The sequence below is a fragment of the Myxococcus sp. CA056 genome (assembly GCF_013336715.1).
Lineage (GTDB): Bacteria > Myxococcota > Myxococcia > Myxococcales > Myxococcaceae > Myxococcus > Myxococcus llanfairpwllgwyngyllgogerychwyrndrobwllllantysiliogogogochensis.
Window position 1 is genome coordinate 272,201 of sequence record NZ_JABUMT010000001.1, and the last position, 18,390, is coordinate 290,590.

Below are 18,390 nucleotides of genomic sequence, written 5' to 3' on the forward strand. Positions count from 1 at the left end.
CCGGGACCGCGGGGTCCCGAGCCTCTGTCTCGCACTCCAGCGCGCTGATGATTACGGCGTGCCGTCGTTGCCACCGCGCTTGAACAGCTTGCCCAGCGCGACGACGAGCAGCGCGAGGCCAGCGAAGATGACCTTCTTGCCGGCCACCAGCACCGCGATCAGCCCCTTGAAGAGCCCCGCCTTCGCGGCCACCTTGCCGGCGACCAGACCCGCGACACCGTACGCGGCCACGCGGCCGGTGCTCGGGTCGAAGTCCTCGTAGCGGTGGCCGGGCTGGAAGTGGGTGAAGGCCAGCACCTGCTGCATGTCCTTCTCCACCTGGGGCAGCGCCACCATGCTGGCGACGGCGTTGAGCACCAGCACGCCCTCCTTGCCCAGCACGCGGACGTTGTAGTTCAGCGTGTGCTCCTTCGAGTCACCGAAGCCCAGCTCCTGCGCCCAGTACAGCTTGCGCGTGCTCGCGTCGTAGCGCGGAGTCGCGGCCCAACCCACCAGCTCCACCGCCCCGTAGCCCGCCTTGACGCGCTCGGCGTTCTCATCGCGGGTGTTCCCCTGCATTTCCTCGAGCAGGTCCGCGTAGTCGATGCCCGCCGCGTCCTCGTCCTCCACGTGGCCATCGTCGTCGTACTGGATGACGACGCCCCAGCCCTCGGGCGAGTCCACGCTCACGTCCGACGGAATCACCATGCCCAGCGTCTTGGAGCCGGGCGGGTTGCCCCAGACCTCCACGAGCACCTTCTCCGCTTCCTCGGGCGAGAGGTAGCCGAAGCTCTCCGGCACCACCATCTTCGCCAGGCCGCCTCCCAGCACGACCTCACCGGTCCGCGGGTGGAGTTCGGGAAGCGCCGGGGCCTCCACCTCCTCCGAGTCACCCGCCTGCTCGGGCACCTGGGCCCACGCGCTCACCGCCACCAGCGACATCACCGCGAACAACCACCTGCCACGCTGCATGTGACTCCCCCTCCAGGGAATTCAGACACGGATGGCCGGAGGGACGTGACACGTCAGAATCACTGACGACACAGCGTGCGGCGCAATGCGCTCGCAAGCCCCCCGGGTCCGAAGGCGCGGCAACCTAGCGGCGCACGGGAGCACGCGTCAATTCAGTGCCCCGCACTCCCAAAGTTCAGGCAGCTTCGACTTTCGCGACAGTCACGGGACGCCGGAGAAACTCACGAGCGTTGGCCATGGCGCGAGGGTCCTGGAGCACCTCTCCGGGCTGATTGCCATGGCCGATGAGGGCGCCTCTCCACCCCATCTCCATGTAATCCGCGCTGAGCTGGAGGCTCATGAGCAGCGGCTGCGCCACGCCGTCATCCTCGTCGGAGGAGTGGGTCGTCACGAGCGACAGCACCTTGCCGCGCATGCGCTCGCGGAAGCGCAGCTCCGGCAGCCGGAACCACCAGGACCAGTGCTCCAGGTAGGACTGCGCGCTGGCGGGGAGGCTGTACCAGTACACGGGGGCGACGATGACCAGTTCGTCGGCGGCGAGGGTCCGCTCGGCGAGCGCCAGCATCTCCGGGCTCGCGGGCCGTGCCGCGTAGCCGCCGGGAGCATGACGCAGGTCTCGAAAAGCCTCGTGCTGGTAGGCGTCCAGCCGGAGCCAGTCAGTCACCGTGCCGGAAGGCAGCGACTCGGCCGCCTTGCGAGCGAGCTGCTCCGCGTTGCCGTTCTCACGGGCGCTGGCGAGCAGGAAGAGGACGTTGCGCGGCGTCGCGGAGGAGGAACTCATGTCGTCGGTCCAGAAAGGAGCCGGAGAGAAAGCACGGAGTGTGCACCGGCGGCATCTTCATAACGCCGGGAACTTCGCGACGCACGAAGCGCGCGCCCTCAGGTGCCTCTGTCCCCGCCCCTGCGCTCCGGCGACGACAAACACGAGCGGCGCCCACGTGGGTGAACCCACCAACGATGGGAGCCTCGCGACGCACGCAGCGCGCGCCCTCAGGTGCCTCTGCCGCCGCCAACGTGCTCCGGCGACGACTCCACGCGAGCGCCACTCACGTGGGTGACCTCACACCGGTGACTTCCGGCCTGGAGAACCGGTCGGCGCACTCCGACGCGCGCCGACCCGGCCTGCCTCACTGCTCGCCGCAGAAGTGTACGACGGCGCGCGACAGCACGGCCTCGCAGCGCACCAGGTCCTCGGTGGGCACGTACTCGCCCGTCTGATGCGCCACGCGGATGTCGCCGGGGCCGAACACCACGGCCTCCGCTCCCAGCTCCGTCATCTGCGGAGCCTCCGTGCCGAAAGGCACCGTGGTGGACGCGTTGCCACTGGCCTCCGCGAGGAAGCGCACCACCTCCGCGTCCGCGCGCGTATTCACACCCCGGTCCGTGCGCAGCACGCGGATGTGGGCCTCGTAGGCGGGCTCGTCGCGCACCAGCTCCTGGCGGATGGACTCCAGCAGCTCGGCCACCCGCTGCACCGGCTGTCCCGGAATGGGCCTCCACTCCACCGTGAAGCGGCACGAGCCCGGCAGGATGTTCTTCGCCTTGCCCCCCTGGATGACGCCCACGTTCACCGTGGTGAAGGGCGGCTGGAAACCCTCATCCAGCTCCTCGCGCAGCACCGTCGTGGCGAGCTGCTCCAGCCGGTTCAGGAAGCGTCCCGCGCGGAAGATGGCGGACGCGCCCGTGTCCGGATACGCGCTGTGGCCCTCCTTGCCGAGCACCTCCACCTCCGCCAGGCAATAGCCCTTGTTGGCGCGCACCGGCGTGAGCTTCGTGGGCTCTCCGACGATGGCGTGGCGCGCGCGGCCCAGTCCCGCCGCCACCAACTTCTTGGCGCCCACCAGCCCCACTTCCTCGTCGGCGGTGAGCACCACCATCAGCGGGGCCTGAAGCTTCGTGGCCCGCTCCGCGGCATGAAGCGCACAGGCGATGAATCCCTTCGTGTCGCAGGCGCCGCGCGCGTAGAGCTTGCCTTCCTTCTCCGTCAGCTTCAGCGCATCCGTCCACGCCGCATCGAACGGCACGCAGTCGGAGTGCCCCACCAGCGCGAGCGCCGCGCGTCCGGAGCCGCCCTTCACGGCGACCAGGTTCACCTTCTCCACGCCCGCGTCGTCGGTGTACCGCTGACGCTCGGCGCTGAAGCCCGCCTTCTCCAGGCGCGCCTGCGCATAGTCGATGAGCGGGGCATTGGGTCGCGCGGACGTGGTGTCCATCGCCACCAACTCCGTCAGGGTGGCCCGCAGCGCGGGCAGCGTGTCGCTCATGAAGACAACCTCCGGTGGCCGCGTCATGCCACCCCCTGGCGTCTGGCGCCAGCCCCCGGAGGGACTCCTGTCTCCCACGCCCCGTCAGGGGTACAGCGTGCGCGCGAGCGCCTGGAAGGCGCGTCCACTCTCCTCCGCGAGCGGATGCCGGCCCTCCCTCACCACCAGCCGTCCGGCCACCGCCACCTCGCGCACCGCCGCCTTGTCGGCACCCAGGACGATGGAAGCCAGCAACGACGAAGGCCCCGCGCCCACCAGCGACGGGTGCCCCACGTCCACCGTGAAGAAGTCCGCGAGCGCCCCCGCCTCCAGCATCCCCGTGGACAAGCCCAGACTGCGCGCCCCCTCCACCGTGGCCATGCCCAACAGCCGCGCCGCCAGGCCCGACACCTCGCCGCCTCCCGGGTCCAGCACCGCGCGCCGCAACCTCGCGAGCCGCAGGTGGCCTTCGAGCTGACGCGCCTCGTCCAGCAGGTCCACCAGCGCCTGACTGTCCGAGCCCAGGCTGATGCTCGCCCCCGCCTTCACCAGCGCATCCGCTGGCACAATGCCATCACCCAGGTTGCGCTCCGTGGAAGGACACGCGCACACCGTCGCCCGGGCGGTGCCCAGCATGGCCACCTCCTCGTCCGTCAGGTGCACGCCATGCACGGCGGTGAAGCCCGCGCTCAACAGCCCCAGGTCCGACAGCAGCTCCACCGGCCGTCGCCCATGCTCGGCGAGGCACGCCTCGATTTCCTTCGGCTGCTCCGCCACATGCATGTGTACGGGGAAACCAGACGCCTTCGAGACGGCGGCCAGCCAGTCCTTCGTCACCGCTCGCACGCTGTGCGGCGCCAGTCCCACGCTGACCGCCGCGTCGTCCCGCACCTCGCGAGCCAGCGACTCCGCCGACGCAAGGAAGGTGTCCACGTCCGGGTCGATGAAGCGACGCTGCCGCGGATTCGCCGCGACCTGGTAGCCCGCGCGCGCATACCCCACGCGCAACAGACAGATGCGCAGCCCCGCGTCCCGCGCGGCCCGGATGACCGCATGGGCCAGCGTGTTCCGGTCCGCGTACGGCGTGCCGTCCTGTTGGTGATGGATGTAGTGGAACTCGCCCACGGTGGTGATGCCCGCCAGCGCCATCTCCACGAAGACCTGCCGCGAGGCCACGTACACGTCCTCGGGGCCCAGGGCCTCGGCGGCGCGATACATGGCCTCTCGCCAGCTCCAGAAGTCATCCGCCTCGCGTCCGGAGACGACGTACTCCGTGCGTCCGCGAATCAGGCGCTGGAAGGCATGGGAGTGGCCGTTGACCAGCCCCGGCAGCAGCGCGCGGCCCGGGAGCCGTACGACGCTCGCCCCGGCGGGCACCGACGACGCCTCGACGACGCGGCCCTCGGCACCCACGGCCAGGGCACGTCCCTCGATGAGCCGGCCTCCCACGTACAGGAAGTCCGGCTGGTAGACAGTGATGTCGCTCACCCCGACAGCGTATGCCAGCGGACCGCGCCCCGCAGCAGCCACGACACGGTCCGCCAGCGAGGCTGTCAGCGCGCGAACGCCATCTTCGAGCCCTCGTCCGGGGCCGGGTGGACGGTGTTGTCATCCGCGCCCGGACGCCCCAGGCCGCGCTGCACCGCCGGTGCGGATGCGTTCACCGCGCCCACGTAGAAGACCCCGTGGTAGCCCTCCGAGTTCGTTGAGTCCCAGGTGTGCACGAAGAAGCGGGTGCCGTTGTCCTTGCCCTTCGCCTCACGCACACCGCAGTCGAGCGCGCTCTTCACGCCCTTCTGGTCCACCGAGCAGATCCACGCCGAGCCGCTGGCGTACGCCATGTCCAGCGCCACCACATGCTCCAGCCGCTGCTCCAGCAAGTACCCCATGGGCCGGTGCTTCTGGTCCCACGGCAGGCCCTGCTTCGTGCGCGAGTGGATGTTCCCCGACAACACCATGTGGAAGCGCTGGGGGCTCGACTCCACCTGGAACGCCACCGTTCCCGCCATCGCGTCCTCGCGCTGCTGCCCGTTGGCCTTCGGGTGGTCGAAGACGAAGACGTCCACGTCCAGGCCCTGTGAGCGCAGTTGGCGCAGGTGCTCCAACATGTTCGCCATCGCCTCGCTGCCACGGCCGTCCGGATACGGGCTGCGCCAGAAGGGCGCCTCCATCAGCTTCAGCCAGTCCGCCTCTTCACCCGCGCTCTCCAGGAACGCGTCCACGCGCCCCTGGTTCTCCAGCGGAAGCTCCAGGCCCACCGTCACCGGGATGCCCGCCACCACCGCCTGACAGGCGGCCTGCGCGACGAAGCGCGGCACCTCGCGCGTTCCGTGCACCTCACCCAGCAGCAGCACCCCACCCTCCTTCACCTGCTTGCCCAGGCCGATGATGGGCAGGCCACACTCCACCGCGAACGGCGACGGTGCCTCCTTCGCGTTCGGCGCCTTGGCCACCTGCACCGGCTTGGGCGCGTTCTCCTCCTTCGCCAGCAGCGGCGCCACCTCGCGGAACACCCGCCACTCCATCACCAAATCTCGCTGCCCCTGGCCCGACTCCGCGAAGAACGAGGTCTCTCCCCGAGGCGTGGCGATGACCTCCTCCCAGTCCTCGGCCGACGACAGCGGCGCGCTCGCTGGCTGAATCGGCTCGGCCTTGTAATCCTCGGCCGGGCCCTCAATCGTCGCCCCCATGCCCCAGGCCCGGGTCGGGCTCCAGTCCACCTGATTGCCCGAGTTGGCCAGGGTCTTGTTCAGGCTCTTGGTGATGCGGAAGATTTGCAGCTTGCTCGACGTGGGCGTCTCGCGCCGGCCCACCACCATGTACCGGTGGAAGAAGCCCGAAATCTTCGAGCCGCCGAACTCCTGCCGCCACTCCGTCTCCAGCACCATGCTGTCCTTGTCCTCACGGAAGGGCAGCTCGTTGCGGGTGAAGAACTCCCGAACCTGCGGCCACATCTCCGCGAGCGGCCGGTCGTAGATGGCCTCCCGGTCCGGGTACTCCAGCGCGCCGCGATGGGCCGCGCAGCCCGACAAACCCAAGGACAACAGCAACACCGTATACACCGCTGAGCGCATCCACCCTCCGAGCATCGCGTACCTGGAATGGAACGGGAGCGGGAGGGTGGCATATCGCCACGGCTCAGCGCGCGGAGACGACAGACTCCGCTTCGGGCGCGAAGGGCTTCTTGCTGCCCTCCTTGCCGGGCCCTCGCTCACCCACGCGGATGGCCGGCGCGGACGCGTTCACCGCGCCCACGTAGAACACCCCGTGGTAGCCCTCCGAGTTCACCGAGTCCCACGTGTGCACGAAGTAGCGCTCGCCGTTGTCCTTGCCCTTCGCCTCGCGCACGCCGCAGTCCAGCCTGTCCCGCACGCCCTTCGAGTCCACCGAGCAGATCCATGCGGTGCCAGTGTCGTAGGCCATGTCGAGCGACACCACACTGTCGAGCTTCTCCTTCAGCATCAGACCCATGGGCCGGTGCTGCTTGTTCCACGGAAGGCCCTTCTTCGTGCGCGAGTGGATGTTGCCCGACAGCACCACATAGAAGCGCTGGGGCGCGGACTCCACCTGGTGGATGAGCGTGGCCGCCATCGCGTCCTCGCGCTGCTGACCATTCGCCTTCGGGTGGTCGAACACGACGACGTCCACGTCCAGGCCCCGCGAGCGCAACTGGCGCAACTGCTCCAGCATGTTCGCCATCGCCTCGCTCCCACGGCCATCCGGGTACGGGCTGCGCCAGAACGGCGACTCCATCAGCTTCAACCAGTCCTCTTCCCCACCCTGGCTCTCCAGGAACGCGTCCACGCGGCCCTGGTTCTCCAGCGGCAGCTCCAGACCCACCGTCACCGGGATGCCCGCCACGGTCGCCTGACAGGAGGTCTGCGCCACGAAGCGCGGCACCTCGCGCGTGCCGTGCAGCTCGCCCAACATCAGCACCGCGCCCGGCTTCGCCTGCTTGCCCAGGCCGATGATGGGCAGCCCGCACTCCATGGAGATTTGCGACGGCGCCTCCTTCGCGTTCGGGGCCTTGGCCACCTGCACCGGCTTGGGCGCGTTCTCCTCCTTCGCCAGCAGCGGTGCCACCTCACGGAACACCCGCCACTCCATCAACAGGTCTCGCTGGGCCTGCGCCGATTCGATGAAGAGGTTCTCGCCCCGCGGAGTGTCCATGACCTCCTCCCAGTCCTCGGCACTGGTCAGGGGTTGATCACCTTCCGAAATCGAATGCGTTGCGCTGCCCTCCTGACCGGTGGGCCCCAGTCCGACACCGCGCGAGACGCCCCAGTCCAGCTCCCTGCCGCCTTGTGACAGCGTCTTGTTGGAGCTCTTGGTGATGCGGAAGATCTGCAGCTTGCTCGACGTGGGCGTCTCGCGCCGGCCCACCACCATGTATCGGTGGAAGAAACCCGAAATCCTCGAGCCGCCGAACTCCTGCCGCCACTCCGTCTGGAGCACCATGCTGCCCTTGTCCTCGCGGAAGGGCAGCTCGTTGCGCGTGAAGTAGCCTCGGACCTCCGGCCACATCTCCGCGAGCGGCCGGTCGTAGATGGCTTCACGGTCCGGGATTTCCAGGTCGCTTCGGTGAGCCGCACAGCCCCCCAAGCCCCAGGCCAACAACACCACCGCGTAGAGTACCGAGCGCATCCACCCTCCGGGCATCACGTTCCCGAAATGGAACGGAGCCAGGAGGGCACCATATCGCCACGGCTCAGTGCGAGGACGCGAGCTTCCCTTCCTCCCGCGCGAAGGGGCTCTTGCTGCCCTCCTTGCCCGGTCCCTGCTCACCCAGTCGGATGGCCGGCGCGGACGCGTTCACCGCGCCCACATAGAACACCCCGTGGTAGCCCTCCGCGTTCGTGGAGTCCCAGGTGTGCACGAAGTAACGCTCGCCGTTGTCCTTGCCCTTCGCCTCGCGCACGCCGCAGTCCAGCCTGTCCCGCACGCCCTTCGAGTCCACCGAGCAGATCCACGTCGTGCCGGTGTCGTAGGCCATGTCGAGCGACACCACGCTGTCGAGCCGCTGCTTCAACAGCAGACCCATGGGCCGGTGCTTCTTGTCCCACGGCAGGCCCTGCTTCGTGCGCGCGTGGATGTTCCCCGACAACACCATGTGGAAGCGCCGCGGGCTCGACTCCACCTGGAACGCCACCGTGCCCGCCATCGCGTCCTCGCGCTGCTGCCCGTTGGCCTTCGGGTGGTCGAAGACGAAGACGTCCACATCCAGGCCCTGCGCGCGCAGCTGGCGCAGGTGCTCCAGCATGTTCGCCATCGCCGCGCTGCCTCGGCCGTCCGGATACGGGCTGCGCCAGAAAGGGGCCTCCATCAGCTTCAGCCAGTCCTCTTCCCCACCCTGGCTCTCCAGGAACGCGTCCACGCGGCCCTGGTTCTCCAGCGGGAGCTCCAGGCCCACCGTCACCGGGATGCCCGCCACGGTCGCCTGACAGGACGCCTGCGCCACGAAGCGCGGCACCTCCTGCGTGCCGTGCATCTCTCCCAGCAGCAACACCGCGCCCGGCTTCGCCTGCTTGCCCAGACCGATGATGGGCAGCCCGCACTCCACCGCGAATTGCGAAGGGGCTTCCTTCGCGTCCGGCGCCTTCGCCACCCGCACCGGCTGGGGCGCGTTCTCCTCCTTCGCCAGCAGCGGCGCCACCTCGCGGAACACCCGCCACTCCATCACCATGTCGCGCTGGCCCTGACCCGACTCCGCGAAGAAGCCGTTCTCCCCTCGCGGAAGGGCCAGCCGGTCCTCGAAGTCCTCCACGCTCTGCCCATTGTCCTCCTGGTTGGGCCCACCCATGTTGCGGTTGACACCCCAGTCAATCTGGTTACCCGGCGGCGACAGCGTCTTGTTCACGCTCTTGGTGATGCGGAAGATCTGCAGCTTGCTCGACGTGGGCGTCTCGCGCCGGCCCACCACCATGTACCGGTGGAAGAAGCCCGAAATCCTCGAGCCGCCGAACTCCTGCCGCCACTCCGTCTCCAGCACCATGCTGCCCTTGTCCTCGCGGAAGGACAGCTCGTTGCGGGTGAAGAACCCCCGGACCTCGGGCCACATCTCGGCGAGCGGCCGGTCGTAGACGGCCTCACGGTCCGGGTAGTCCAGCTCACCGCGATGGGCCGCGCAGCCCGTCACCATGAACACACACGCCAATACAGTGGCCAAGCGCATCATGCCGCCTCCAAGGAACCCGTCTCCGGGAGACTAGAACGACGGCATGTGTCTCGCATATCGGCCAGGAGCCCTGCCTCCGGAGAGACAGGGTCAGGCCTGGACCTCGGAGCCATCGTGGGCGGAGGCCCGCTCCCGTTCCCAGGGACGGGTCCGGACGGCCTCACGAATCCACAAGATGTGACGCCGCTCGTCCTCGCGGTGGCGCTCGATGAGGACGCGCACGTCGGGGCTCCAGTCGAAGCGCAGCGCCAGGTCATAGGCCCGGTTGGAGAACTCCTCGTTGCCGAGCATGGCCACCAGCGCCGCCTCGGTGCCCATCATGCTGGACATCGCGGTCAGCCCCTTCATCGCCGCGCCCTTCAGGTCCGGACGCAGGTCCACCGGCGCGCCGCCGAAGTGGTGGATGAAGCCATTGAGTTCCCGCACGTGGCGCAGGTGGTCGGCGCGGAACTCGCCGAGCCGCTCACGGACCAGCGGCTCCGGGATTCGGGCGAGCGCCGCGTCGTACGCGCCCACCGCATCCGCGTCGAGCTGGGCCAGGCTTCGCAGCCGTGCCACTTCGGACTTCTCGGCCATGTCGACTTCCTCCGCGCCAGGGACGTGTGCAATGTGAGAAGTCTCTTCCCGAAGGCCAACCCGTCCCTCAAGTCCCGGGTCCGACCGCCCTCGCGCCGGGCGAGCGGGCAGCAGCTCAGGGGCGCGGGTGCGCGGGCCTCAAGGGGAGCGCGTCGTCACGGCGAGCAACCCGACGGTGCTTGAGGACGATGAGTTCCCCGAGCACGGCGCTCACCAGCAAGAGCGCGTTCGTCACCACGAAGACCCAGTTGCCCACCAGCACGCTGTAGACGGTGAAGCCCAGCGAGGCCGTCATCTGCCCCACGAAGAGCCACTTGGAGACATCCTGACTGGAGCCCGACTTCCACTGTTTGTGGATCTGCGTTCCCAAGGTCATCAACAAGACGAAGGAACTGAACCAGCCCACGGCCTCGGTGCCCATGCACCCTCCCGAATACAGATGCGCATGCGCTCGCTCGCTGTCAGCCAGGATGTCCGCGCTTTGCTCCTGACACCGTGAGGCCTCGGGAGGCGCTGGATGAGTCAGCGGGCCGGACGGGGCTCGGTTGCCTGGCGGCTTGGGGCGGAAGAGCACGCCCCCCAAGCGCGCACGACATTGCGACAGGTTCCCCGGATGCCAACCGTTGGGACGTGAACCGCCCCAATGCACGCCCCCGCACCACGGGAGCGCTCCGTGCGCCCAGAGCGCAGGCGGCGCGGACCTCCGCGCCCGAACGTCGCGAGGCCCCGGAGTCCGGGCGCGCGAAGCTCTCCCATGGCGACCGTGTCCTCTTCGCGCGCAGCGGACTGACGAAGGCGGACGTCTTCGCCTACTACCGCGAGGTGGCGCCGCTGCTGGTTCCCATCCTCACGGACCGACCCATCTCCGTGCAGCAGTGGCCCGCTGGCATCGAGGCCCCCGGCTTCTTCCGCCACGAGCTGTCCGGCACCCCTGAATGGGTGCCCACGCTGCGCGTCCGCCACGTGGACAAGACGCTGCGCCACGTGAATGTGAACGGCGAGGAGCCCCTGCTCTGGCTCGCCAACCAGTCCGCGCTCACGCTCCACATGTGGCTGAGCCATGCACCCCAGCTCTCGCAGCCGGACTTCCTGGTGATGGACCTGGACCCGGGCAAGGGCGGCTGGTCGGACGTCGTGACGACGGCGCTCGCGCTTCGTGAGCTGCTGGAGGACCAGGGCCTGGAGAGCTACCCGAAGACCTCCGGCAAACGCGGCCTGCATGTCCTGATACCGCTGGGCCCTGGGCACACCTACGCGAAGGTCCAGGCCCATGCGAACCAACTGGCCCACGCGCTGGAGGCACGGCTGGGGGACCTGGCCACCACCACGCGCGGCATCAGCGCGCGCAAGGGACGGCTCTATCTGGACGCGGGACAGAACGCGCGCGGCAAGACGGTGGTGGCGCCCTACTCGCTGCGCGCACGCGAGGCCGCTCCCTTCTCCGCGCCCCTGAAGTGGAGCGAGGTGACGCGGAGACTGGACCCCGCGCGCTTCAACCTCCGCACGCTGAAGAAACGCCTGGATGCCGTGGGGGACTTGTTCGCCCCGGCGCTGAAGCACTCGCAGAAGTTGCCGGACTGACGCCCGGTCGCCTGCTCTCCCGCGCGCATGATGCGCTCAGTGCATGTGCCCGGAACGGGTGCTATGGCGACGCCACCATGGACTCCGCCACCGCATCCGGCACCGTGAAGCCGGCTGGCTCGCTGAAGGTCGCCCTCGCCTACTGCACGTGTTTCATCCTGTGGGGCTCGACCTGGTCCGTGGTGAAGGTGGGGCTGGAAGACCTGCCGCCGCTGCGCTTCCTCGGCACCCGCATGTTGGTGGCGGGCCTCTTCCTCCTGCCCTTCGCGCGCTCGCGGGGACGGGTGGACGCACGCACCGGAGGTCGCATCGCCGCGCTGGGACTGCTCCAGCTCGCCGTGCCCTTCGGTCTGCTCTTCTTCGCGCAGCAGTGGATTCCCTCCAGTTGGGCCGCGCTGCTGTTCTCCACCTTCCCGCTGTGGCTGCTGCTCATCGGCCGCGTGCTGATGCCGGACCAGCCCCTGACGCCGGGCAAGCTGCTCGCGGCGAGCCTGGGCGCGGTGGGCGTGGTGGTGCTCCACTCCTCGGGCGTCGAGGGCCTCGCGCTGTCCGGCAAGGTGCTGCTCGGCGTCGTGATGACGCTGGTGGCCGTGGCGATCATCGCCGTGGCCAACGTGCTGGCCCGGCGCTACATGTCGCACGTCCCCGCGCAGGTGCTCGTCTTCGGCCAGACGCTCAGCAGCGCGGTGCCCCTGCTCGCGCTCTCCTTCCTGCTGGAGGCGGACTCGCCGGGGAACTGGACGCCGCGCGCGATGGGCGCCGTCTTCTATCTGGCGGTGTTCGGCACGGCCTTCACGTACCTGTGCCTCTACTGGCTCTTGCCGCGAATCTCTCTCACCGCGCTGGGCGCCATGGCCCTGCTCGACACGCTGGTGGCGGTGGTGCTGGGCGTCGCCTTCCTCGGCGAGCCCTTCACCCTGTCACTCGTCGTGGGCGGCGCCCTCATCCTCGGAGGCGCCGCGCTGGCCAACGTGCTGCCGAAGGAAGCCGCGCCACGTCCCACCGACGAGGGCACTCCGAGCTGAAGCGCTGGCGTCAACGCGAGGCGTTCAGCGCGCGGTGCTCCTGAACCCACGCGCGGGCCTCGTCGAGCGTGTCCACGTAGCGCACGTCCAGCGGACGCCCACCGCTGAGCATGGAGCCCACCATCAGGCTCTTGGTGGTGGCCTTCTGCTCCAGCGCCGCGCCGATGTAGACGATGCCCAGGAACCAGTCCGCCTTCGCGTGGTCCACCAGGTAGCGGCGGGACTCCGGACTGAGCTGCGAGTCGGTGATGTCCGCCGCCAGGTAGAAGCGCCCCTCGGCTGACAGCGTCTTGTAGAGGCCACAGGACCAGCGCGACGTGTCCTCGGTGATGGCGCCCCGGAAGCGCGCCCAGAGGATGTCCGGCGCTTCCAGCCACGCGCGTTGCTCGCCGTGGCTCCACTCCTGCTCCCAATCCCTTGCCATGAGACTCCCGCGATGAGGCCGGGCCCAGGATAGGCCCGGCCGCCCGCGGTTCCCAATGGCCCCCGAGCTAGAAGCGCAGCGGCAGCGCGAACGCTGTCCCGTTCTGCGTGCCTGTCCGGAAACTCCGGGGAGCACCGATAACCATCGTTGGCGGGGTTCCGCCCGAGCCCGGCACGAGCGCGAGGTCCTGTCCCAGTTGGGCTCGCTCGGCGCCATCACCCACGACGGTGAAGTACGGCGAGAGCGCGCCGCCCAGGTTGGGCGCACCCGCGTAGACGAACACGGCGCCACCACCATCCGAGGCCTCGGAGGAGCCCGGCGCGCTCACCACCAGGTCAGGGACATTGTCGCCAGACAGGTCCACGTTGCCCGCCAGCGCCGTGCCGAAGCCCACCGCGCGCGACTTGTGGACCACCACCACCGGCGTCAGGTCGTCGCCGAAGGCGCCCAGCACGAACGGCCTGTTCCGCGAGGGGAGCGTCGCCATCACTGTGGTGAGCTGCGCGATGTCGAAGAGCAGCACCACGGGCTGCGTGACGCCGTTGAACGGCACCGCGGTGGCGCTGATGGCCAGGAAGTCCCGCCCGTCTCCCGTCGTGCCGCCCGCGTTGCGCATGACCTTGCCCGCGCGGGTGATGGCCAGTCCCAGGCCGATGTTGTTGAGCTGCACCTCGCTGTCGCCCGCGATGCGCCACACGGTCGGCGTGGTGCGCCCGCTGCAGCGCACACCGCCCGCGTCGTAGCCGAAGAGGATGGCCACGCCCGAGCGGCTGCCCTCCGCGTACCGCCACGCGAGGTCGTCGCAGCTGTCCCCGTTGATATCCCCCAGCGACGTCGGCGCGCTCGTCTGAATGGCCTCGGAGGGCCACGAGTAGACGGGGTCACACGTCATGGTGAGCTTCGTCAGCGACGCTTCGTCCGGAGGCCGGCCCAGGAACACCTCCATGCCCCTGTCCCGCAGCACGCCCACGTCCTCCTTGCGATCCCCATTGAAGTCGAAGCCGCCCACCAACCCGCGGCCCAGCGCCGAGCGCTTGCACTTCGCGTCCGTCTCCGGCACGCAGGTGGCGATCTGCAGCGGCGCCCACAAGCGATAGGCGGGCTTGAACGAACCGTCCGGCTGCCCCAGCGATACAAACACGCCGCCCACCGACTGGTTGGCCGTGGTGACACACTCCGGTCGAACCGTCTGGTAGGTCGCGGCCAGCTCCGCGTTGTTGCTGGCCGGCACGACGAAGCCCGGGGCGCCCACCACCAGGTCCGGTCGCTTGTCCCCGTCGAAGTCCGTGAAGGCCACGTCCGCGCCCACGGTGCGCCCCGCCTTGTGCGGGGAAGGCGCGCCCTCCTCGGCCACCACGGCGGAGGCAGTCCGAGCCACCTCGCGCACGTAGGCCCGGCCAATGGACATCGCATCACCATCGCCGTTGGCCCCCGGACCCGACCAGCCCGGCGCTCCCAGCAGCGCCACCGCGCCCTTGGGCCCCACGGCCACGGCCACCTGCTCACCCACGCGCTCCACGCTGGGCTTCGCCGGCACGTTGGCGCTGGTGCGCGCCCACTCCACCAGCGAGGCGCCCCCTCGGCGGAACAGCTCCACGCGGCCGGTGAAGGCCCCCTGGTCCGACGAGGCTCGGCCAGAGAAGGCCGCCAGCGATTCACCGTCCGGCAGGCGCCACACCGCCAGGCCCGAGCCCAGGGTGTCCGACTTCGCCATGCCATTGAGCGCGGTCAGCGACTTGTTGATGACGGCGCCCTTCGTCAGCGTCGACAAGGGATACACGAGCACCTTGCCGCCGAAGCGCAGCGTGGTGTTGCTCGGCCCGGGCGGCGCGGCATACGGCGCGCCCAGCACCAGCTCCGGCCCCGGCGTGCCGTCCACGTCGAGCACCGCGAAGCTGCGGCCCGCGACGACACCGGCCGCGTCACCGTAGATGCGCGCGAAGGCCTCCTCGCGCTTCACCTGCGGCGGCGTGGTCGCCGGGTCGCCGGTGGGCGCATGGGCACTCAGGTCGAACAGCAGCGCGCCGCCCGCGTCCGCTCCGGAGCGCACACCCCCGCTGGCGCTCAGGTCCGGCGAGTCCGCGCGGTCCGCCACCGCCATCAACAACGGCGGACGCGTGCCGTCACCCGCGATGGCGGCCAGCCGCCACGTGCCCTCATTGGAGTCCGCGAGGTTCGCGGGCAGCACATACACGTCCGGGCTCGCCCGAAAGCGAATCCCCTCGGAGCGCGCGAAGAAGACGGAGATGGCCACCTGCGTACCGGAGACGGCGCCTTCCGCGGTGTAGCGGGACACGCGGCTGAGCGCGGCGATGTCCAGCCGCCCATCCTTGTTGAAGTCCGCCGTCACCAGCGCGCGGCCCAGGTCCGAGCCCGTGCGCGCCATGGGCACGCCGTCCTTCGTCAGGTCCGAGCCACCCAGGCGGATGGTGGGCAAATCCGGAACGGGGGCGCTGGCCGTGGCCAGGTAGATGTCCACGGTACCGCGCGCGCGGATGTTGTTGCTGGGCGCCAGGTCTCCCGCTGGCGAGCCCACCACCAGGTCCACCTTGCCGTCACCATCGATGTCCGCCACGGACAGGCCCGCGCCGAACGCGGCATCCCGCAGCAGGCCGGCGAGCTGCAGGCGCAGCGGCGCGGGGGCGCCTCCCTTGAAGGTGTAGAGGTACACGGCGCCCGCATTGCTCGTCGCCACGTCCGCGCCCGGCGAGGACACCACCAGCTCCGCGCGCCCGTCACCGTCCAAGTCGCCCGCGGCCAGCGCGTCACCGAACTGCGCGGTGTCCGTGTCGCCCGTGAGCACCCACAGCGGCTGCGCCTCCAACCCGCCCGTGCCGCCCTTGTAGATGAACACGGCGCCGCCCGTGGGCCGGCCCATGTCGCTCTCGCGCTGGCCCACCGCGAGGTCCAGCGTGCCGTCACCGTCGAAGTCCGCCGTCACCATCGTGGCGGCATCCGTGAGCCGGCCATGCGCCAGGCCCGGCCGCGTCAGCTCGTCCAGCACCACCACCGTCACCGACGCCTTGTCTCCGGAGAAGGGGTCCGACGCCTCCAGCACCGCCGCGCCCGTGTCGCCCGCCAGGAAGCCGATGCGCCCGGCGGCAATCGTCCCGGGGCCCGACACCTTCGTCCACACCACCGTGTCGCTGCCACCGCGCGTGGCCAGCGGCACGGACGAGCCCGAGGGCACCGCGAGGAACGCGGGCGCGCCACCGAGCCGGGCCGCCTTGCTCACGTCGTACTGGAGGATGGCCTCGTCACCCGTCTGCGAGTCGCGCACGGTGATGAGGTCCAGCCCCTCGGTGGGGCCCGCCGTGTAGCGCCCTTCGGCGGTGAGCGTGCCGCCAGAGAGGTTCTGCGTCAGGTTGTACGTGGCCGTGCCCAGCAGGCCCTTCGTCGACACCTGGAAGGACGTGCCCGGCCGCAGCTGCGCCCGCGCCGGCGCGATGTCGAAGAGGGCCAGCACCTCCAGCGTGGTACGGGCATCACCTGGGCAGCGGGCGTCCTCCACCACCAGCGTGTCGGTGCCCGGGGTGTGCCCCGCGATGAAGCGCGACGCGCGCAGCTCACCGGACGAGCCCCCGTCCTCCAGTGTGTAGCGGTACTGGCCGCTGCCACCGCTGGCCACCAGCGATACCGGGCTGCCCACGCGAACCCGGGCGGGCTCGGCGCGCAAGGCCAGCGGGGCCAGGCCCGTGCACTGGTCCACTTCCGGAGGTGGCTCGTTCTCACGCGCGGGGTCCAGGTCATCGGAGCAGGCCGTGACGAGGAGCGCGAGGAGGGGGGCCACGCGAGGAAATCGAATCATGGTGTGCCTCGAGGGGAGTCAGGCGGGTGCGACGGGGGCTTCAGGGCTTCGCGCCGGACGCGGCCCAGCGCTGGATGAGGGAGATGAGCTGAGGGTCCAACGGCCCATCCGCGGGCATGCGCTGGTCTCTCACCGCGGCGGTGATGAGCGCCGCGTTCTCCTTCCACAACTCGTACGTGTTGAGCGCCCGGCCGGGGCCGGTGGCGTGGCACTTCTCGCAGCGCGACACGTGGATGGGCTGGATGTCCGTCGCCCAGCTCAGCGCCACGGTGCTCACGGGCTGGTAGTCGAACGGCACCAGGCGTTTGGCCTCGGTGCCATCCAGGAAGCGCGCCACCACGCCGAGCGCCTGGCGTCCCGCCTCCAGGCCCGCGAAGGAGTACGGCTTCGGGGTGCCGTCCGCCTCCTGGCCCCCCAGGCTGTACACAGGTCCTTCTCCCGTGGCGGGGACCTCCACGCCGCCCAGCTGGAAGACGACGGAGTCTGGCTCCACGCCCGTGGGCATCACCGCGCGCACCACGAGCCCGTCCTCCACCACCTGCATGCCCTGGTGCAGGCCCGTCACGCGCGGCGCCGGCGAGCGGCTCACCGCCACCGTCTCGCCGCCCAGCTGCACCCACGCGCAGCCACTCTCGTCCGCGGACAGGAAGCGGAACTCACGCGTGTCGATGCCCTGCGCCAGGCCCCACTCGTTCGCGTCCGCGTCGTACAGGAGCAGCGCGTCGCTCGACTTCACCCACAGGAAGCGGCCCGACGCGAGCAATTGCACCGGCCGCTGAGGCAGCGTCACGCGCCGCCAGCCTTCCCTCGGCCGACGCAGCAGGCCCTGGTTGGTGAGCAGCCACAGCTCTCCGGAGGTGCCCAGGCCCGGGCCCAGTCCGGCCAGCGACTCCACCACCTCGCCCTCCTCCAAGGGAGCGCCCGCCTCGCGCACGTCGAAGTGCACCAGGCTGGTGGCCACCGCGACGTGCAGCTTGCCGTCGCGAAGGAACCACACGCCCGCGGAGCCCTCGCCCGTCGGCGCCGCGGCCAGCGCGGTGATGCCGGTGAGCGCCTCGCCCTTCACCTTCAGCGCGGACAGCGTGCCGTCGCGCAGCTGGAACAGGCCCGTGGGATGCGCCAGCCACACCGCGCCATCCGAGGACTGCGTGGTCGCGGTGATGCCCAGGCCCAGCGCGTCACGCCACGGCGGGGAGATGAGCCACCCCGACTCGGCGAGGAAGAGGCCGTTCCGCGCCTCCACCAGCGCGCTGTGCGGCCCCATGCGGAACACGGCGTTGACCGTGCCCAGCTCGGCGCTGTTGCCCGGGTGGGGTGCCAGGGCCCCCAGCGAGCCATCCAACCGGATGCGGACGACGGTGCCGGTGGTGTTGGCGAAGATGCCGCCACCTGCCTGGTCCGCGAAGCCCGGAGCCGACGCCAGCGCCGTCTTCGACCGGACCTCGGTGGGCCGGAAGGAGACGGGCCGGGGCCTGTCCAACGGGAGGGAGTCGTCGCCGCACGCGGTGAGGAGGACGGCGGCGCAGAGGGGAAGGAGACGAAGAAGAACGGGGGCGGCGGACCGCCCCTCGTCCATCTCCCGGGGGGCTCGGGGATGGGTGCGCATG

General features: G+C 70.1%; 14 protein-coding genes. 2 read left to right on the top strand and 12 right to left on the bottom strand.

What is annotated here, in order from left to right; translation table 11 throughout:
- Positions 1-51: 51 nt before the first annotated feature.
- The 9 genes from HUA76_RS01160 to HUA76_RS01200 all read right to left on the bottom strand — a co-directional run bounded on the left by HUA76_RS01160 (position 52) and on the right by HUA76_RS01200 (position 10,366).
- Positions 52-951, bottom strand: a complete 900-nt coding sequence (locus HUA76_RS01160) for a DUF2167 domain-containing protein (RefSeq protein WP_174454538.1) — start codon at positions 949-951, stop codon at positions 52-54.
- A 175-nt stretch (positions 952-1,126) separates the two neighbouring features.
- Positions 1,127-1,732 (bottom strand): flavodoxin family protein, encoded by a 606-nt coding sequence (locus HUA76_RS01165; RefSeq protein ID WP_174454537.1) that lies wholly within the window; start codon positions 1,730-1,732, stop codon positions 1,127-1,129.
- 346 nt (positions 1,733-2,078) lie between these two features.
- Positions 2,079-3,215: an acetylornithine deacetylase gene (argE, locus tag HUA76_RS01170; protein WP_174459755.1), complete on the bottom strand. Its 1,137-nt coding sequence runs from the start codon at positions 3,213-3,215 to the stop codon at positions 2,079-2,081.
- A gap of 84 nt (positions 3,216-3,299) precedes the next feature.
- Positions 3,300-4,682 carry a formimidoylglutamate deiminase gene (hutF, locus tag HUA76_RS01175; RefSeq protein ID WP_174459756.1) on the bottom strand — a complete coding sequence of 461 codons (1,383 nt, stop codon included), beginning with the start codon at positions 4,680-4,682 and terminating at the stop codon, positions 3,300-3,302.
- 65 nt (positions 4,683-4,747) lie between these two features.
- The gene (locus tag HUA76_RS01180; protein WP_174459757.1) at positions 4,748-6,268 is read right to left on the bottom strand and encodes a hypothetical protein; all 1,521 of its coding nucleotides are present in this window, start codon (positions 6,266-6,268) and stop codon (positions 4,748-4,750) included.
- Positions 6,269-6,332: 64 nt separating this feature from the next.
- Entirely contained in the window at positions 6,333-7,838 is a 1,506-nt protein-coding gene (locus tag HUA76_RS01185; RefSeq protein WP_246137070.1) for a hypothetical protein, read from the bottom strand.
- A gap of 64 nt (positions 7,839-7,902) precedes the next feature.
- Positions 7,903-9,369, bottom strand: a complete 1,467-nt coding sequence (locus HUA76_RS01190) for a hypothetical protein (RefSeq protein WP_174459758.1) — start codon at positions 9,367-9,369, stop codon at positions 7,903-7,905.
- 90 nt (positions 9,370-9,459) lie between these two features.
- Positions 9,460-9,945, bottom strand: coding sequence for a ferritin-like domain-containing protein (locus HUA76_RS01195; protein ID WP_174459759.1), 486 nt, complete (start codon positions 9,943-9,945; stop codon positions 9,460-9,462).
- Positions 9,946-10,060: 115 nt separating this feature from the next.
- On the bottom strand, positions 10,061-10,366 hold the full coding sequence (locus HUA76_RS01200; RefSeq protein ID WP_141641757.1) for a hypothetical protein: 306 nt from the start codon (positions 10,364-10,366) through the stop codon (positions 10,061-10,063).
- A gap of 209 nt (positions 10,367-10,575) precedes the next feature.
- Between HUA76_RS01200 and ligD the strand changes: the two genes are divergently transcribed.
- Complete coding sequence (gene ligD / locus HUA76_RS01205; protein ID WP_371823415.1) at positions 10,576-11,526, top strand: non-homologous end-joining DNA ligase; 951 nt, start codon at positions 10,576-10,578, stop codon at positions 11,524-11,526.
- Positions 11,527-11,603: 77 nt separating this feature from the next.
- Positions 11,604-12,551, top strand: coding sequence for a DMT family transporter (locus HUA76_RS01210; protein WP_174454532.1), 948 nt, complete (start codon positions 11,604-11,606; stop codon positions 12,549-12,551).
- A gap of 10 nt (positions 12,552-12,561) precedes the next feature.
- Here HUA76_RS01210 and HUA76_RS01215 read toward each other — a convergent pair whose 3' ends face one another.
- The 3 genes from HUA76_RS01215 to HUA76_RS01225 all read right to left on the bottom strand — a co-directional run bounded on the left by HUA76_RS01215 (position 12,562) and on the right by HUA76_RS01225 (position 18,389).
- Positions 12,562-12,975: a hypothetical protein gene (locus HUA76_RS01215; RefSeq protein ID WP_141641754.1), complete on the bottom strand. Its 414-nt coding sequence runs from the start codon at positions 12,973-12,975 to the stop codon at positions 12,562-12,564.
- Positions 12,976-13,042: 67 nt separating this feature from the next.
- Entirely contained in the window at positions 13,043-16,783 is a 3,741-nt protein-coding gene (locus tag HUA76_RS01220; protein ID WP_174459761.1) for an FG-GAP-like repeat-containing protein, read from the bottom strand.
- Between the two features lie 40 nt (positions 16,784-16,823).
- Positions 16,824-18,389 carry a hypothetical protein gene (locus HUA76_RS01225; protein ID WP_174454530.1) on the bottom strand — a complete coding sequence of 522 codons (1,566 nt, stop codon included), beginning with the start codon at positions 18,387-18,389 and terminating at the stop codon, positions 16,824-16,826.
- Between the last annotated feature and the right edge of the window lies 1 nt (position 18,390).

Coding starts and splice junctions, on each gene's coding strand:
- HUA76_RS01160 (WP_174454538.1), bottom strand. CDS start 951: ATGCAGCGTGGCAGGTGGTTGTTCGCGGTGATGTCGCTGGTGGCGGTG.
- HUA76_RS01165 (WP_174454537.1), bottom strand. CDS start 1,732: ATGAGTTCCTCCTCCGCGACGCCGCGCAACGTCCTCTTCCTGCTCGCC.
- argE (WP_174459755.1), bottom strand. CDS start 3,215: ATGAGCGACACGCTGCCCGCGCTGCGGGCCACCCTGACGGAGTTGGTG.
- HUA76_RS01180 (WP_174459757.1), bottom strand. CDS start 6,268: ATGCGCTCAGCGGTGTATACGGTGTTGCTGTTGTCCTTGGGTTTGTCG.
- HUA76_RS01185 (WP_246137070.1), bottom strand. CDS start 7,838: ATGCGCTCGGTACTCTACGCGGTGGTGTTGTTGGCCTGGGGCTTGGGG.
- HUA76_RS01190 (WP_174459758.1), bottom strand. CDS start 9,369: ATGATGCGCTTGGCCACTGTATTGGCGTGTGTGTTCATGGTGACGGGC.
- HUA76_RS01195 (WP_174459759.1), bottom strand. CDS start 9,945: ATGGCCGAGAAGTCCGAAGTGGCACGGCTGCGAAGCCTGGCCCAGCTC.
- HUA76_RS01200 (WP_141641757.1), bottom strand. CDS start 10,366: ATGGGCACCGAGGCCGTGGGCTGGTTCAGTTCCTTCGTCTTGTTGATG.
- HUA76_RS01210 (WP_174454532.1), top strand. CDS start 11,604: ATGGACTCCGCCACCGCATCCGGCACCGTGAAGCCGGCTGGCTCGCTG.
- HUA76_RS01215 (WP_141641754.1), bottom strand. CDS start 12,975: ATGGCAAGGGATTGGGAGCAGGAGTGGAGCCACGGCGAGCAACGCGCG.
- HUA76_RS01220 (WP_174459761.1), bottom strand. CDS start 16,783: ATGATTCGATTTCCTCGCGTGGCCCCCCTCCTCGCGCTCCTCGTCACG.
- HUA76_RS01225 (WP_174454530.1), bottom strand. CDS start 18,389: ATGCGCACCCATCCCCGAGCCCCCCGGGAGATGGACGAGGGGCGGTCC.